Source organism: Micromonospora sp. WMMD730, assembly GCF_049178955.1.
GTDB lineage: Bacteria > Actinomycetota > Actinomycetes > Mycobacteriales > Micromonosporaceae > Micromonospora > Micromonospora wenchangensis.
On record NZ_JBMHML010000002.1, the window covers coordinates 5,339,490 to 5,356,991 of the forward strand.

The 17,502-nt window shown below is 69.3% G+C and carries 8 protein-coding genes and 1 pseudogene; 5 read left to right on the forward strand and 4 right to left on the reverse strand.

From position 1 onward, the window contains the following. The first annotated feature begins 6 nt into the window (after positions 1 to 6). The gene (locus tag ACN265_RS22580; protein WP_421409350.1) at positions 7 to 1,017 is read left to right on the forward strand and encodes an Acg family FMN-binding oxidoreductase; all 1,011 of its coding nucleotides are present in this window, start codon (positions 7 to 9) and stop codon (positions 1,015 to 1,017) included. A 96-nt stretch (positions 1,018 to 1,113) separates the two neighbouring features. After that, positions 1,114 to 2,784 (forward strand): GAF domain-containing protein, encoded by a 1,671-nt coding sequence (locus tag ACN265_RS22585; RefSeq protein WP_421411590.1) that lies wholly within the window; start codon positions 1,114 to 1,116, stop codon positions 2,782 to 2,784. Between the two features lie 121 nt (positions 2,785 to 2,905). On the opposite strand, the gene ACN265_RS22590 is transcribed toward ACN265_RS22585, so the two are convergent. Next, entirely contained in the window at positions 2,906 to 3,544 is a 639-nt protein-coding gene (locus ACN265_RS22590; RefSeq protein ID WP_067310092.1) for a response regulator, read from the reverse strand. 238 nt (positions 3,545 to 3,782) lie between these two features. On the opposite strand from ACN265_RS22590, the gene ACN265_RS22595 reads away from it, so the two are divergent. The 3 genes and pseudogenes from ACN265_RS22595 to ACN265_RS22605 all read left to right on the forward strand — a co-directional run bounded on the left by ACN265_RS22595 (position 3,783) and on the right by ACN265_RS22605 (position 5,672). Then, positions 3,783 to 4,757 (forward strand): Acg family FMN-binding oxidoreductase, encoded by a 975-nt coding sequence (locus ACN265_RS22595; RefSeq protein ID WP_421409353.1) that lies wholly within the window; start codon positions 3,783 to 3,785, stop codon positions 4,755 to 4,757. A gap of 108 nt (positions 4,758 to 4,865) precedes the next feature. Continuing rightward, positions 4,866 to 5,370 (forward strand): annotated as a pseudogene (locus ACN265_RS22600) (transposase family protein); the annotation flags it as partial. Between the two features lie 101 nt (positions 5,371 to 5,471). Next, complete coding sequence (locus tag ACN265_RS22605) at positions 5,472 to 5,672, forward strand: hypothetical protein (RefSeq protein WP_421409355.1); 201 nt, start codon at positions 5,472 to 5,474, stop codon at positions 5,670 to 5,672. Positions 5,673 to 5,926: 254 nt separating this feature from the next. On the opposite strand, the gene ACN265_RS22610 is transcribed toward ACN265_RS22605, so the two are convergent. The 3 genes from ACN265_RS22610 to ACN265_RS22620 all read right to left on the reverse strand — a co-directional run bounded on the left by ACN265_RS22610 (position 5,927) and on the right by ACN265_RS22620 (position 17,122). After that, on the reverse strand, positions 5,927 to 6,478 hold the full coding sequence (locus ACN265_RS22610; RefSeq protein WP_421409357.1) for a hypothetical protein: 552 nt from the start codon (positions 6,476 to 6,478) through the stop codon (positions 5,927 to 5,929). Next, on the reverse strand, positions 6,475 to 13,368 hold the full coding sequence (locus ACN265_RS22615) for a polymorphic toxin-type HINT domain-containing protein (RefSeq protein WP_421409359.1): 6,894 nt from the start codon (positions 13,366 to 13,368) through the stop codon (positions 6,475 to 6,477). Before ACN265_RS22615 ends, ACN265_RS22610 begins: the two co-directional genes overlap by 4 nt. Before the next feature lie 91 nt (positions 13,369 to 13,459). Continuing rightward, entirely contained in the window at positions 13,460 to 17,122 is a 3,663-nt protein-coding gene (locus ACN265_RS22620; RefSeq protein ID WP_421409361.1) for a LamG domain-containing protein, read from the reverse strand. Between the last annotated feature and the right edge of the window lie 380 nt (positions 17,123 to 17,502).

Genomic DNA, 17,502 nt, shown 5'->3' on the forward strand with positions numbered 1-17,502 from the left:
GTGCCGATGAGCCACCAGACACCCGCGACGGACCGCCCGCTGACCACCGCGCTCGCGGAGGCCGCGGCGACGGCAGGTCACGCCCCCTCGGTGCACAACACGCAGCCGTGGCGCTGGCGGGTCCTGCCGGACGCCCTGGAGCTGCGGGTGGTCCGGGAACGGCAGCTCTCCGCCACCGACCCGGAGGGCCGGCTGGTGGCGGTGAGCTGCGGCGCGGCCCTGCACCACGCCCGGGTGGCGTTGGCGGCCGAGGGCTGGACGGCGGTGGTCGAGCGGCTGCCCGACCCGCAGCAGCCGGACCTGCTGGCCCGGTTGACCGGCCTGACCCGGTCCGGGGCCGACCCGGAGGCGATGCGCCTGGTGCAGTGCATGCAGGTGCGGCACACCGACCGCCGGCCGGTCAGCGACGAGCCGGTGCCCGCCGGGGTGCTCGACGACATCGTCCGTGCCGCCGACGCCGAGGGTTCCCGGTTGCAGATCCTCGACGCCGACCAGGTGATGGAGCTGGCCGCCACCGCCTCCCACGCGGGCACGGTCGAGGCGGAGGACCCGCAGACCCGCGAGGAGTTGCAGTACTGGACGCACCGGGCCGGGACCGGCACCGGCCTCCCGCCGGAGGTGCTGCCGCAGGACCAGCCGCAGACCACCGTCCCGGCCCGGGACTTCGGCAGCCCCGGCGACCTGCCGGTCGGCCCGGGGCACGACAAGGCCGCCGTGTACGGGCTGCTCTACGGTGACGAGGACGAACCGGACAGCTGGCTGCGGGCAGGTGAGGCGCTCTCCGCGCTGTGGCTGACCGCCACCCGGCACGGGGCGTCGGTGGTGCCGCTGTCCGGCGTGGTCGAGGTGGCCGGCACCCGGCAGACGCTGCGGCACCTGCTCAGCGGGCTCGGCTACCCGTACCTGGTGCTGCGGATCGGGATCGCGGACCCGGCGCACGCCGGCCCGCCGCACACCCCCCGGCTGCCGGCCGCGCAGGTGGTCGACACCTCCGCCGTACGCGACCAGCGGCCCTGACGATCTCGTGCCCGGCGGTCACGGGGCGGTAACATCGCCCGCGTGGCCGCCAGCACCCCTGCTTCCCGCAACGAACACCAGGTCCCCTCGCTCGGGCTGAGCCCGTTGTCCCGGGTCCGCCTCGACGAGCTGCTCCAGGAGATGCTCGACCGGGTCGGCGACGTGGTGACCAGCCGGGAGCGGCTGCGGGCACTGCTCGACGCGGTGGTCGGCATCGGCACCGACCTCGACCTGCGCAGCACCCTGCAACGGATCGTGCAGGCGGCCTGCGAGCTGGTCGGTGCGCGTTACGGCGCGCTCGGCGTGATCGGTCCCGACCGGCTGCTGCACGACTTCATCACCCACGGCATCGACGCCGAACTGCACGCGAAGATCGGTGACCTGCCGCACGGGCGGGGGGTGCTCGGCCTGCTGATCGACGAGCCCCGCCCGGTCCGCATGCCCGACATCACCCAACACCCCCAGTCGTACGGCTTCCCGCCGAACCACCCGCCGATGCACAGCTTCCTCGGCGTGCCGGTCCGTATCCGCGAGCAGGTCTTCGGCAACCTCTACCTGGCCGAGAAGCAGGGTGCCCCGGAGTTCACCGAGGACGACGAGGAGATCGTCGTGGCGCTGGCCGCGGCTGCCGGTGTGGCCATCGAGAACGCCCGGCTCTACGCGCTGGCCCACCGCCGGGAACGCTGGCTGGCCGCCACCGCCGAGATCACCTCGGTGCTGCTCGGCGAGGTACGCCGGACCGACGCGCTGACCCTGGTGGCCCGCCGGGCCCGCGAGGTCGCCGAGGCGGAGCTGGCACTGGTGCTGCTCTACGACGAGGACGCCGGCCACTTCACCGTCGAGGTGGTCGACTCCGCCGACGGTGCCGCCGACGGGCTGGTCGGCGCGCTGCTGCCGGCCAGCGAGACCAGCTTCGCCGGCCCGGTCACCGAACGTCGCCGGGAGCTGCTCGACAACCTGGCCGAGGCGGCACCCTGGCCGGTGCCGGTGGTCGCCGGCCCGGCCGTGGTCTCCCCGCTCGCCGCCGCCGACACCCTGCACGGGGTGCTGGTGGTGGCCCACCGGCCCGACGCCGGCCGGGCCGCCGACGCCGACGTCACCCTGCTGGCCAGCTTCGCCGGTCAGGCGGCCCTGGCCATGGAGCGGGCCCGCGGGCAGGAGGAACGGGAGCTGCTGGTGGTCCTGGAGGACCGCGAACGCATCGCCCGGGACCTGCACGACGTGGTGATCCAGCGACTGTTCGCCACCGGCCTGCAGCTGCAGAGCGGCGCGATGCACGCCCGCCCCGACGTCGCCAAGCGGATCAACGCGGCCGTCGACGACCTCGACGCCACCATCCGGGACATCCGCCGCACCATCTTCGAGCTGCGTACCCCGATGAGCGCGGCGCTGCGTACCGAGATCCGGGAGGCGGTCGACGTGGCCGCCGGGTCGCTCGGTTTCCGGCCCGCCGTCGAGTTGGACGGCCCGATCGACAGCGCCGTGCCGGAACCGGTCCGCCCCGACCTCACCGCAGTGCTCCGCGAGGCGCTGTCCAACGCGGTACGCCACGCCGAGGCCACCCGGGTCGCCGTCGCCGTGCGGGTCGACGCCGGCCGGGTCACCGTGACGGTCACCGACGACGGGGTGGGCTGTGATCCGGCCGCTGCCCGGGGCGGCCTGGTGAACCTGCGCGAACGCGCCGAGCGGCACGGCGGCGAGTTCCAGGTACGCCGGGTCGAGCCGCACGGCACCGAAATCTGCTGGTCGGTCCCGCTGCGCGACTGATCCGGGCGGCCGGGCGGATCGTGCTCAGCCGGCCGGTTCCTGCTCAGCCGGCCGACCGGCGCGGCCGGGCGGTTCCTACTCGGCCAGCCGGTGGTCCCCGCTCGGTCGGTGGGGCGGTGGGTCAGTGGCGTTGGCCGAGCAGGCGGGTGGCGAGCACGGCGGCCTGGGTGCGCCGTTCCAGGCCCAGCTTGGCCAGCACGCTGGAGACGTAGTTCTTCACCGTCTTCTCGGCGAGGAACATCTTGCCGGCGATCTCCCGGTTGGTCAGCCCCTCGGCCACGTACTCCAGGATGCGGCGTTCCTGCTCGGTGAGGGTCTTCAACTCGCGGGGCTGCTCGACGCCGCTGCGGATGCGTTCCAGCACCCGGGTGGTGATGGCCGGGTCGAGCAGCGACTGACCGGCCGCGACCCGACGGACGGCGTCGACCAGGTCGGTGCCCCGGATCTGCTTGAGCACGTACCCCGCCGCACCCGCCATGATCGCGGCGAACAGCGCCTCGTCGTCCTCGTACGAGGTGAGGATCAACCCCTTGATCGACGAGTCGACCGCCCGGACGTCCCGGCACACGTCGATGCCGTTGCCGTCGGGCAGCCGGGCGTCGAGGATCGCCACGTCGGGGCGGAGGGCGGGAATCCGCCGGGCCGCCTCCTGCGCGGAGCCGGACTCGCCGACCACTTCGATGTCGCCGCTGCTCTGCAGCAGGTCGGCCAGGCCACGGCGGACGACTTCGTGGTCGTCGAGGAGGAACACCCGGATCATCCCTCGTTTCTACCCGCCCGGACCGGCCCGTGCACGGGCCGAAGGTCCCTAACCTGGCGCGTCACTCCGGGGAGGGCGGCCCGGTGGGTCGGGACGTCCGGCCCTGCCCGGCCTGCCTGCCGGTGGCGGACCGTGGAGGGGAACCACCACCGGGAACCGGGTCGGCGTCGGCCGGCCGGGGCGACGCGTTCCCCGCTCGGGGTGGAGCGGCACCAACCGCCACGGAAGGAGCACGACCATGGGCACCGGATACAGCGAGGCGCAACTACGGGCCGCCGTCACGGACGCCGTCCGGGCGCCCTCCCTGCACAACACCCAGCCGTGGCGGTTCCGCCTGCGCGACGGCGGGATCGAGGTGTCGGTCGACCCGACCCGCCGGCTGCCGGCCACCGACCCGAGCGGCTGGGGCACCCGGATCTCCGGTGGGGCGGCCCTGTTCAACCTGCGGCTGTCCCTGGCGGTGGCGGGTACCCCGGCCACCGTACGGCTACGCCCGTACCCGGCCGACCCGGACGTGCTGGCCCGGTTGGTCCCGGACCTGCCGCGCCGCCCCACCCCCACCGAGCAGAGCCTGTACGCGGCCATCAGCCGCCGGTTCAGCAACCGGGCGCCGTTCTGGCCCGACCCGGTGCCCGCCGAGGCCCGCTGGCGGCTCGGTGAGGCGGCCCGCGCCGAACAGTGCTGGCTGGAGCTGGTGATCGGGGTGAGCGCCGTCAACGCCTTCGCCGAGGTCGCCCGCAGCGCCCACCGGGTGCTCGAACGCGACCCCGCCTACCGGGCCGAACGTGCCGACTGGGTGCGCACCGAGCCCGCCCCCGACGGGGTGCCGGCCCGCGCCGGTGGCCCGCAGACCGAGCCGCAGGACCTGCTGCCGTCGCGGGGCTTCGGTGGCCTGGACCGCGCCCCCGGCCGCGACTTCGAACCGGAACCGCTGGTGGCGGTGCTCGGCGCGGCTGGCAACACCGTCGTCGACCAGGTGCTCGCCGGGCAGGCGTTGCAGCGGGTGCTGCTGACCGCCACCGATGCGGGACTCGCCGTGTCGATGCTGTCGCAGCCGATCGAGGTGTCGGGGGCACGGGAGGCGCTGCGGCTGTCGCTGGGACGTTTCGGCACGCCGCAGATGGTGATGCGCATCGGGTACGGCCAGCCGGGGGTGGCCACCCCGAGGCGGGGCGTGGACGAGGTGCTGGACGTGGCGGTGGCTTCCGGCTGAACCATCGTCACCCGCCCCTAACGCCAAGTTAGCCCACGACGAGTTCATCGAGTTTGTCTAAAGGACGTCTCGTAACTCGGACCCTGGTCCATGGTGGATCATGTCGGGGTGCAGGTGATCTCAGCGGCCCGTCAGGAGTGGATCTTCCCGTTCACCGGGCTGCAGCCCGCTCAGTTCTGCAGGCTGGTCAGGGTGGTCGCCGAGCGGGGCGGTGACGCGATCGCTGACGGCTGGGCCGGCAGTGGTCGCTCGACCTCGCCGACCGGGTGCTGCTGGTGGCCGCGTACTGGCGCACGAACCTGACGATGCGGCAGATCGGCCCGCTGTTCGGGGTGTCGCACTCCGCCGCGCACCGGGTCATCGACCCTCGGCCCCCCTGCTGGCTCTCACCCCGGGACGCCGGCGTCGCGTCGATCAGATCACCGTCGTCGACGGCACCCTCATCCCGACCCGGGACCACCGCCTGGCCGCCCCGAGCAAGAACTACCGCTACTCCACGAACCTGCAGGTCGCCATCGACGCCCACACCCGCCCTGTCGTGGCCCTGGGCGATCCGCAGCCCGGCAACCGCAACGACACCATCGTCTACCGCACCTCCGGCATCGAACGCACACGACGGTGGCCGTGCCACCCGATTCGCCTTTCACTGAAAGCAGCGCCAAAGAACTCACATCAGCCCATTTTTGCTTAATCCCCAAGGAACCATAGATAGAGATGGGAGCCATTTTCGACCTGTCGACAAAGCGTCTCGATCTCTGCCGCAGTTTCCTCACCCAGGATGTCGCGCACAGATTGACTTGCCACTTCCATTCTCAGCCTTTCTACCTGTCGCTCATTGAACATGGCATCCGCATACGGAAGCAGTCCACCAAGGCAGGGGAATTTTTCTCGATCGATCTGCGCCAGGGCATCTGACCAGCGAATACCCGAAGTTGACCCACGAGTCACGATCTCACCCCCTTCGGAGCGCACTTGCATGTTTATCATCACAGCACCTCAGTATGGGTGGACACTTTCCACTTCGCCGTTCTTAACCCACACGGCCACTGAGTGCAGGTCATTCCCATCCGCGTCATAACCAATCGGGCACCGACTCCTAATGTCCAGGACGTGGCGCTTGCCACCCCCTAGTGCAACCCATCCGCTATTTCCGAACTCACGTCAAGACGTCAAATCAACCCACGATCAATTTGCGCAAACAAATTCTGCACGCCCGGGGATCGGTCACCAGCCCGGCAGGCAGAAAAAATGGCAGACCTCCTCTTATGATCCACCTCGACTTTGCACAGGGTCAGCAAAGCGCACTCCCGTACGTCATTGTCGGAATCCGTTAGCCATCCATAGAATACCCAGACCGCCCCGAAGGCAAGAGACTTGCACGCACTTGCAATTCCTGCATTGCCAAGCTCGACTTCCGAGGGGTGCGGCTCCCCGAACACTATCTGTTGAATTAATTCCGCCACCGATCTACGTGGAGGCCCGGACGGAGCGGTCGATGCCATGGATAGGAGAACTTCGAGCGTCGGCACAGCCGCCTCATAGAGTTCCCCTTGCACAAGGGCCTCGTTGTCGATCCTCCAGTACGCGTCGTCGGCTGCTTCCTTTGACGCCGCCGCGAACAAATCTTCAAACGCCCGGGGCAATCCAGCGCCACTTCCCGAGTCGGTCCTTAGCGAAGGCCAGTCCACTTCCTCAATCAAAGCGCGCGTCACCAAATTCACCGCACGACCTCCATTCCCCACGCTCCGCCAGGTTTCACGAGAGTGCCCGATGGAAATTGAGAAGGACTATAGGTTTCCTGGCAGCGGTGACAGATCGGGACTTGCCTTCCGGTACGGGGCCTGATCGCTTCAGTAAATTGAACCGACTGTGGATCAGTTCCAAGTTGACGTACCACATCAGCCTCTGCGCAACCCGTCGGATTGCTGTTGCACCCCGCCGCCACGCGGCCTGTCGCAGGATCCACTCCACCAGTCACCGTGGCCTTACTCGCGCCAACTTTATCAGCAAGTGCATCGCGCGCGGCACGGGCATCACCAATTCCGCAAGCGGCATTCGTGTTGTGTACGAGCACCGGCGTTGTGCCGGCTAGCACATAGTACGTGTGGATGTCGGCGACGGTCAGGTCGTGCATGACCTTCATGGCCGTGTACGAGCGCGAGGCCCGCAGCGTCACCCTCGTGCCGTCGAGCGACCGGAGTCGCTCCCCCACCCGCAGGTCCTTGGCATCGATCCAGTCGTGGCGGGTCTCGCTCCAGAACGGGTGATGCTGGGTGGTCTCGACGGTGGTCTGCTTGCCGGCCGCCGCGACCCGCAGGTCGGTCAGCTCGGTGTCCTCATGGCGGTAGGTCTGGGTGACCTCCCGCTCCTCCGTCCGACCTGTCTCGGGGTCCGTGGCGACGACTTCGTCGCCTTCCTTCAACTCACCGATGGCCTTGGTGGCACCAGCAGCCATCACCACCCTGGTCGAAGGGGCGAAGCTGTGTGGAGCTACACATTTCTCCGCTCGTGCAAGGATTTCGCGCGACCATTTCGCCTCGTCGGCCCACTTCATCAATGCCTTGCCGGCCCGGCCGAGCAGCTTGACGATCGTGCCGGCCTTACGGGCAATCTGGAGCGCCTTGGTTCCCGGAACCATGCCGATGAGCGTCCAGGCACACGCCGCCAGATCACCGTGGATGCAGCCCAGGATGTCATCGATACCGAAGAACTTGATCAGTAGCTCGCCACCGGCCCGGACGACAATCGAGACCGCGTTCTGCTTCTTGATCTCGTTGGCCCGTTTGATCTGCTCGATGGTGGGAGTGCCGTCTTTGCCGCCGCCCTTGCCGCCACCACCGCCGTTGCCCCCGCCGGCATTGTTGGCCGCCTGGGCCTCTGCCCACTCCTGGTCGCCGCAGGAACCGCCGCAGCCGTCGTTGTCGCCCTTCGTCTCGTGAACGTTGCCGGACGGGTCCTCGTAGTCGGCACCGGCTCCACAGTTATCGTCGGAGCACATGATGAGGCCGGTCGGGTCAGAGAACGTGATCGGGCTGTTGTTGCTGTAGGCGTAGGCGTTCCACTGCTGCGGGTCGGCCAGGTCCTGCACAGGGTCGACGGAGACGAACCGCCCGAGGCCGGAGTCGTACTGACGGGCGCCGATGTGGGTAAGGCCGGTGGGGTCCTTGTCGCCGCCGACGAAGCCCTTGCTGTTGGTCCAGAGCGGCGGGTTGCCCCGGGGGTCGCCGTACGGAGTCTGCCGGCGGATCGTCACCGCCTGGGTGGCGGCGTCGACCGCCGTCTGCTGGGTGCCCTGGTGGTCGGAGAAGAGCCAGGTCAACGCGGTAGGCGTACGGTTGCCGACCACTTTGCCGGCGAAGCTGTAGTAGCGGGTGCCGGTGACGATGGAGCTGTTGTCCCGCCGGAGCTCCTGGCCGGGCAGGTAGAGGGTGGTGCCGGTGGTGTCCCGCCGGATCAGTCGGGCACCGTCGGCGTCGTAGATGTTGGTCTCGACGGTCTGCCCGCCGACGCTCACCGAGGCGAGCCTGCCCTCGGCGTTCCAGTTCAGCGTCTGGGAGTTGGTGCCCGTCGTGCAGTTGTTCGCGGCGCCGCTGACGGGCCGGCAGCGCATGTTGCCGACGTTGTCGTAGCTGTAGTTGGTGGTGACGTCAGCCTGGCCGGGCACCGTGGTCAGGACCGAGGTGACGGCGTGCGGCCGGACGACGTTCGCGCCGCCGGTGGGCGTGGTGTACGTGCGGACGGTGTCCCCGGCCGCCGTGTGCACCTTCTCGGTGCTGCGGTTGCCGACCTCGTCGAGCGCCCACTCGTGCCAGTACTGGGCCGGACCGCCGAGATCGGCGACCTTCGGGTCGGCGGCGCAGGCGACGCCGGCCTTCGGGGTCCAGGCGTGCCGCATCCGGCGCAGTTCGTCGTAGCGGAAGCACTGGGTGTCGGCAGCACCGACCTGGGGGGTGTCGGCGATGGACGTGATGTTGCCCGCCGCGTCGTAGCTGTAGCTGGTGTCGTTGACGGTGCCGGTGGCGGTCTCCGGCTTGACCTTCGTGCGGGTCACCCGCCGGGTGACGGAGTCGTAGTAGGTGTCGTCCTGGACGTAGACCCCGCCGTCGGTCTTGCGGGTGGTCAGCGTCGGCTCGCCATACCGGGTGTAGTCCTGCCCGATCACGTAACGGCCGACGTTGGTCAGGGTCGAGGACAGTTGGGTCGGCAGGCCGGTCGTCGCGTCGTATCCGGTCTGTACGGTTTCGGCGGTCAGGCCCCCGGCCGCCGGGTAGTTGATGCTGGTGGGGCTGCCGTCGTACGACGAGTAGCCGTAGCTGTACATCCAGGTGCCGGACAGACCGCTGCCCTCGTTGGCGGGGATGACGTAGTTCGCGCCGGTGGGCTGGTAGCGGGTGTTGAAGGTGCGCGCCTGCCACTTGTAGGCGTTGGTGGAGCCAGCCGACTCGTAGCGGATGCTCTCGGTGAGCTGACCGCGCAACGTCTGCCCGGTGTAGAGCTTGTCGTACTTCCACTCGGCTAGCTTGTTCGTCGCGGCGATGCTGCCCGAGTAGAGCGCCTTGCGTCGGCCCATCCCGTCGTACTCGTTGACCAGCACGGTGTTGGTGGCGTCGGTGGTCGTCTCCACCTCGTCGTACACCGTGTAGGTCGTCTGGGTGGTGCCCTTGTCCGGGTCCTTCGCGGTGATCTGCCGGCCCTTGACGTCGTAGGTGTTCACCCACTCGTTGCCGTCGGTGTCGGTGACCTTGCCCAGCTGCCCCTTGCGGTTGTAGGCGTAGGTGGTGACGAGGTCGGGGGTGGCCTGGGCGTCGTCGGTCCGCTGGCGCAGCTCGACGGTCCGTCCCTCGATATCGGTCTTGGTGGTGGTGACCGTGCCGCCCTCCGGCGGGGTCACCGTGACCGTGTCACCCAGGTACGTCGTCGTGGTGCGCCACTTCTCCACCAGGTTGGTGACGCCGTCGGTGCCGAAGAGGATCTGGTCGGTGGCCCGGGAGGCGTTGTCGTACAGCGTCCTGGTGACCGCCGGCACGGACCACTCCGGCTCCCACCAGAGCGCGCCTGCGGGCGTGCCCGGCTCGGCGTGCGCCTGGTAGGTGGTGACCGCGCGGCCGGTCGCGTCGTAGAGGGTGTCGGTGACCACCCGGTCGCCGCCCACCCCGGCGGTCTGCGTCTGCCGGGGCCGCAGGAAGGCGTCCTTGATCTCGTACGAGGTCAGGTATCCGCCACCGGCGTGCAGCTTGCGGGTCGTCGTGTAGGGGTAGGCGTCCCGGTTCGGCGCGTACCAGTAGGTGTGTTCGACCGACGGGGTCGTCGGATGGTCCGCCTTCGCCCAGCCGACCTCCCAGCCCTTGGCGAGTCGACCCATCGGGTCGTACTCCATGTCGGCGAGACGGCCGTTGTAGTCGGTGGTGCGGACGGGTTGCCCCCAGTAGGGGCGGGTGTCGACGGTGTTGACCCAGTCGGTGGTGCTGCCGTTCGGGTCCGGAGTCCTGGTGGTCACCTTGGTCACCGGGCCACCGGTGGCCGGGGTGTACTCGGTGGTCACCGTTCGACCGCGGTTGTCGGTGGCGGTCTTCGGCCGGCCGTACGCGTCGAAGGTGGCCTGACTGGTGGTCTGCCAGACGGTGCCACCCGACGACGACCAGTCCTTGAGCTTGTCGACCCGGGTGGCCTCACCCCGGGTGGGCGCGGTGTCCACGCTGGTCGCGCCGTCGTAGAACTTGCGCTCGTCGGCGACGATGTCGGCCTCGGTGGCCGGTGTGGTCGCGCAGGGCACCGCCTTGACGGTGATCTGCTTGACGGTCTGCACGATGTTGGCGGCGACGTTCCGGTTGTAGAGGTAGGTGGTGCACTTCTCGTCGCCGGTGCTGGCGATGTCCCCGTCGGCCTGGATGGTGTCGGTGGTGCCGTAGGTGTCGTTGAAGGTCGACACGGTCCGCGCGGTCCGCCAGCCCCCGGCCCCGTTGACGCCCAGCGCGGTGGCGGTGTAGGCGACCCGGGTGTTGGTGTAGCGGGCGGTCACCTCGTCGTCGTTGATGGTGCGGCTCGCGGTGGCCGGTGAACGCCACGGCACGTTGACAGTCTTGGAGACCGGCTTGGTGTCGACACCGTTGTAGACGACCTGTTCCCGGACCATGCCCGCGAACTGGTCCTCGTCGTACACCGTCTCGGTGCCCAGGGAGGCGGCCACGGTGACGGTGCGCTTGGCGGTGCTCGACTTGCTCACCCGGTCGCCGTGCATGCCGCGCAGGAACGTGGTGCGGGTCAGGGTCTGCGCCGGGGCGTCGCCCTTGCGTACCTCGACCTGGCCGTAGCCACGGAACTGGTTCCAGGTCTTGCGCTTCGGCTTGACCAGGCCGTTGTCGTCGGCGAAGTGCCAGGCCGGGGTGCCGAGGTAGCTGTAGTAGGTGTTCTGCACCGGCTGGCCGTGGTCGGTGCTGCCCACCATGACCTTGATGTCGGATTCGGACACCTGGGTGACGACGTACTTGTGCCAGTACTCGGTGATCTCGAGGTCGGCGTCGTACGGGTCCGGGCCGACCACCGGGTAGCAGCGCCGGGTGTTGGTCTCCGGCGCGGACGGCAGACTGGTGGAGGTGCAGTCGCGCTGGCTGTAGCTGACCTGGATCTTGCCACCGGTCTCGGTGAGGATGTTGCCGATCCGCATCCGGTTGTTGCTGGTGTTGTTCCTGGTGAGCACCCGGTTGGGCATCGACACCGGCTCGAACGTCACCGGTGGCATGGTCACGGTGCCGCCGACCAGGCCCTGCTGCACGAGCGAGGTCAGCCACATGCCGGCGTGGTCGCTGCCGTCACCGACCGCCGGATAGGTGTGTCCCAGCGTCCACGAGTCGACCTGCTGCCACGCGGGAGTGGTCTTCGTGGTGTCCCAGACCTGGGTGGTGATCTTCGACAGCCGTTTCGTGCTCCAGAACGTCGGGCCGTAGTTGTCCCCGCAGTCCGGCGCCCCCGAGGCGCAGTCCTGGTCCCACGGAACGTCCTTCCAGTGCGCGGCGTCGTGGGTCTGGCAGCCCGCCTCGCACCGGTCCTGGGTTTCCAGCACCACCTGTGCCAGCGCGGTCACCGACCGGTCGCCGGAGCCACGGTCCCAGGTGCCGTAGTCGATCCGCTTGAGCGTGCCGCCGCGCACGTATTCGGCCTTGTTGGTGGAGGTCGCGTTCTTGGCGTACCGGTTGAGTTCCTTGTCGTACCAGTACGACACGGTGTTGCCGCGTGGGTCGACGACGTAGTCGAGGTTCCACCGCCACGCCTGGTTGCAGAACGACGACGCGAACGACGACACGTTGCACGGCTCGTTGGCGTGGTTGCCGGCGACCGGCACGGTCCAGGTGGAGTTCGTCGCGCTGCTCTGCCCCGGAAGGTTGTTGCGGCCGAAGAAGTACTGCACGCCGTCCGGCGTGGTCACCTTCCAGTACTCACCGTCGTTGTCGTCGTTGGTGGCGTTCGTGAGCTTCTCGATCTTGGAGCCGTCCTCGCTGCGGCTGTGCCAGCCCTTGCCCGCCTCGTAGACCAGCTCGCCGCCGCGTCCGTTGAGCGACATGGTGGCGTTGTCGGACCGCCAGCACTGGTCACCGGTGCGGTTGGCGCTGTTGTTGCCGCCGGACATGTCGTCGGCACACGGCACGTAGCTGCGCTCGATGTAACCCGACCACAGGTCGAAGCCCTCACCGACCCAGGACGGCTGGCTGTTGGACGCATCCGACTGCCCGTCCACCTTGTCGGAGGTGTAGGAGAGCCCCAGGCTTGGCGCGGGGCCGCCGATCGTCGGCGGCATCCGCATCGGGTACGACCAGGAGAAGCCACCGGTCGACGTGCCGGCGGACCAGGTCGCGCTCGCCGACATCGGGGTGGCCGCGAAGTCGCCCTCGGGACCGGACGCACCTGCGGCCAGCGCGACCAGCGACGGAGCCGCGGTCCCGGCCCGGCCGGCAACGGCCGCACCCAGGGTCACCTCGGCGCTCACCGACGATCCGTCGTTGCGTGAGGGCAACGGCTGCACCGCGCATCCGGCCCGGTCCGGAGTCCGCAGGGCGCAGTCCGGCACCTGCCACAACCGCAGACGGGAGGACCAGTTGCCGCCGAAGGCGTTGCGGAAGGCCCGGTAGTCGACCGAGACGGTCACCGCGCCCGGCCGCTTCGCGGTGGTCGCGCCGACGGCACCGCCACCCTCGGCGGTCCCGTCGAGCCGCAGCAGCAGACCGTTGCGCCAGCGTTGCGGTGCGGCGGCCCGGTCCAGTACCTCCACCGAGACCGCTGACGTGTCGGCTCCCGCCGCGCCGGGTGCCCGACCCACCGTGACCGGCAGCTTTCCTGCCTTCACCCGGGCCGGTGCCGCCCGACGCCCGTCGTCGACGGCCGGCAGGGTCACCGACGCCCGGCCCGGAGCGGGCCACACCGGCGGGCTCAGCTTCGCGCTGGTGGCCGGGCTGGCGGGGTTGGCCCTCCCCCGGGCGGTCTGCCCGTCCCGGTCGAGCTTCTCCCGCTGCCGGCTGAGGCTGACCGACCCCGGGGAAGCCTGGGCGGGCACCGTCATGCCGGAGACGACCAGTACGGAGGTGAGCACCGCCGCGACCACCTGGGTGAAGCGGCGCACGGGGGCAGGACGTCCTACGGAGGCTTTCACCAGACTCCCAGCGGAGATCGCGTTCGCGGCTGACGGGGTGTGCGTAGTGCGCGGCAAGCCGTCAGCCCGTGACATCGACTTCCCTGACAGCTTCGGTCTCGTTGATCTCGCGGACGTCGTTGTCACTCAACGCACCCTGGTAGAGACTCACGTCGTCGATGTCGCCGTCCCAACGGTCGACCAACTGGGTGGCGGCACCGAACGGGGTGAAACGGGCAGCGCCCACGTACAGCGGGCCGGTCGCGTCGAACGCCCCGGTGAAGGAGCCGGTGCCGAACGGGGTCGTCGCCGCGAGTTTGCCGTCCACGTAGAGCCGGACCTCGCGGCCGGCAACGTCATGGACGCCGACCAGATGGGTCCAGTGGGACAGATCCGCCTCCTCGGTCATGTTCCGGGACGTCATGAACGCGTCGGCGAACCGACTGCCCAGGGCATCGCTGTCGATGCCGAAGACACTGAACGACCACCAGTTGACGGGGTTCCCGCTGACGATCTTGGTGCGTTGGCCGAGATAGAACGAGGACTGCTTGGTGCCGATCTGGGAGACGGCGGTCTGGATGCCGAGCGACCTCGGCTGGACCCAGGCGGACACCGAGAAGGACTGGTCGGTGCGGAGCACGCGTCCGTCCTGCCAGTTCGGGTTCTGCGGATCGCCGGCCACGTTGTCCTGGCTGCGGCCGTACTCGACTGTCGGTTGGGTGGGGTCGTCGATGGCCTGCGAGTCGAAGGAGAGGAAGCTCGCGCGGCTGCCGTCGCCGACGTCGACGCCCTTGGTGAAGGCGATCCGCCGCCCGAAGGAGGTGTTCTCCGGGCTCATGCACAGCGTCCAGTCGGAGGGATTGTCCTCATAGCAGCCGGTGGCCCCGTCGAAGGTCCACTGGCCCACCCGGACGGGCTTCAGCATGCCCGGTTCGTCGAAACCGCCGGAGCCTTCCTCGTCCCGGCGCTGTCCGGTGAAGTCGTGCGGCACCAGGGCCCGGTTGTACACCTGCATCTGGGCAACGGAGCCCTGGAAGAAGTTGTTCGTGAGACCACCGGCGGCGTTACGTCCCACCTGGAACCCGTTGGTGGCGTTCCAGGCGGTGGTCCACGGTGCAGTGGCGACGGACGCCCCGTTGACGTACAACGTGATCAGCTTCGCGTCCTCGTCGTAGGAGAAGGCCACGTGCTGCCATCGGCCGACGTCCGCATTCGTGATCGTGGCGTTCTGCGGCTGCACGTTGGTGTAGGTGGCCGTCGCCGCGCAGTCGTTGCTTCGGGTGGTGACGTCCCACTTCGGTACGCCCGCCGCGACGTAGACCCCGAAGAAGAAGCCGTACATGCAGTCGCCAGCCTGCGTGGCGATGGCCATGTTCTCGGTGGGAAGGGAGGACAGGCGTACCCATGCCGCGACGCCGTACGACTTCGTGGTGTCGACCACCGGTCCCGTCGTGTGCAGACTCGACGAGGTGCCGTTGAAGGTACTGGTCGCACCCTTGATGATCCGCATGTCCGGGGTCCACCCGACGTTGCTGGCCGTCAGCGGGGTGTTGCCGCCCAGGGCGGGCTGGCCGTCCGCCAGCGCCGCACTCGTGGTGACGCCGGGCAGGGTCTCCAGGCCCCACCGGGCGATCGCCGGCGACGGTCGACCCGCGATGAACTCGGCGGAGGCGTCACCGGGGTTACCCGCGCCGTCGTACGCCCGGACGTGCAGCGTGTTCTGGCCGTACTTCGGCACCGACAGCGTCACCGAGCCGATCCGGTAGCAGATGTTGGTACCCGCCGGCACGCTGGCGCTACAGGCGGTGGTCGCCGGTACCTCGATGGTGCCGGGGAAGGTCCAGCCGTACCGGAACTTCGTCACGCTGGTGTCCGTGGAGGAGAAACCGAAGGTGACCTTCTCGCCGGGCAGCGGCTCGTCGGTGCCGTTACGGGTCACCACCACAGGGGGGATGGTCGTGTCGACCCGGAACTCGCACCAGGCTGACCAGGCACTGGTCTTGCTGTAGGGCGCCGGATCGGTGGCCCGGGCCCGGAACGCGTACACCTGCCCCTCGGTCAGCTGGGGTAACGGTGCCGTCGTGGAACGGCCACCGGCCGGAACGGACGCGCCCGAAGGCGCGGGCTTGCGTGGAGTAGCGTCTCCGTAGGTGCCGGAGCTGGGCACCTGCAGCCACTCGTAGGCAGTCGTCAACGCCTGGGTGGTGTCGGCGTCGGGGAAGATGCCCGAGAAGGTGGGGGTGAGCGTGCCGATGCTGATCCGCTGGCCCGGAGCGCATGCCACGCCGGAGGTCTGGAGGCTGTAGGGCGCGCCGGGTACCGAGTCGTAGTCGACGACCAGCTTCGCGCTGTTGGGCCAGAACTTCTTCCACCTGTCGGTGGTGGATTCGCCCGAGCCGTCGGTGCCGCTACAGGCGCAGAACCCCAGGGTCACGTTCGAGTAGTTGTTCGTGGCATGGGTCTGGATGAGGGACGTCACGGCCGACCCGGTGAAGTTGACAGTCATGTCCGGCTGCGGGGAGTCCGAGCAGCCGTAGCCCTCGTTGGCGTGGGACTGTGCGGTCGCCTTCTGGCTGTGCAGCTTCGGTGCCCACGCGGTGCGGGGCGTCGAGGCGATGCCGCTGGAGTGGTACATGTACGTCGGGGTGTCCGTGCAGGACCAGGAATGATCCAGCTTCATCTGCACGTACGCGGACTCGATGTGCTTGCCCCTGATGGCCGACAGCGGGAAGTCGAAGTACGAACGGTAGATCTTTCCCGAGTCCGGGTCCTTGCCGACGCGGGCGATGGTGGTGTCGGTGTTGTTCGTGTTGTTCTGCGTGGCGTAGGCCCAGCGGGACCTGGCGGTGGACCACGCCGGGTCGATGAACACCGGGAAGGTGACGTCCCGCCCGGCGAGCAGCCGCGCATCCGGGCGGAGAACCAGGTGTCCGTCGGCCACGGCGGCACCGACGGGCGCTGTCCTGGCCCGGTCGCCGGGTCCGGCCGCCGAGGAACGTACGACGGATGCGGCCCCTGATGCGCCCGACCGCCGGCCGGTCGGGTCGGCATCGCCCGACTGCGTGGACGAGTCCCACATCAACGCGGGCTCGGCGGTGGCGATCTCCTGGCCGTTCACCACAGCGGACAGACGTCCGTCCCCGGTCTTCGTGACCCGCGCACCGCCACCGAACGCGAAGCGCAGTTCCCGCAGGCGGGGGTCGGCCGCAGCCTGCGGCGTCCGCACCACGAGGACATGGGTGAATCCGGTACGCGTCGCGCGCAGCACCAGGTCGGTTCCCGGCAACACGTTCGGGTAGGTGGCCGCGTCACCGGACACGGTCGGCCTGGGCAACCCGCCCGGCCAGGACAACGACAACGACCTGCCGCCGCGCGAGAGGACCACCGCCGGACCGCGTCCCCCGGCTGAGAACCGCACCTGCGCCACGGATGCCGCCGGTGCCCAACCGTCCGCCGACCGGCGCAACGACAGATCGATGTCCGCCCAGGAGCCGTTGCTGCGCTTGACGCGCTGTGGCATCACCGCGGTCTCGGCGGTGAAGCCGCCTGACGGGTTGGCGAACACCTGGGTCAACTCCGTACGGGCGGACTCCACCTCGACCCGGCGACCCGACCGCTGCGCTGCGGACACGGCGGATGCCGCGTCCGGTGCCACCGCGACATCGACCGACGGCGGTGCGGGTGGCGGGGCCGCCTGCACCCGCCCCGGTCCGGTCAGCACCGAGCCGGCCAGTACGCAGGTCAACGCGAGAATTGCGATCGTCCGTGGCCGTTCCGTTGGTCGCTGAGCGCGCCCGTCGGTCGGTCGGTGAGCGGCTGTCACAGTGCCTCCACAGGCAGGAGTCTCGGGGGGCTTGAATGGGGGTGGGCGGCGCACCAACTCCCGAGATCTCCCGGCGGAGACCTCGTGGGATTTAATCGAAGGCAACCGATAGATGGTTGACGGGGGATCAGCCGACGGGAACGCGGGCCGCTCTCGTCATGGGTGGCCGCCTCCCGGGCGTCACGACATTGCCCACTAGGCGAGCAGACAGCGAAATGCCCGCGAGACAGCGGTTCCAGAAATGTGGACAGGCAGCAACCAGCCACCAGCCGTCATGGCGATCCCCCGTGAAGATGATTGGC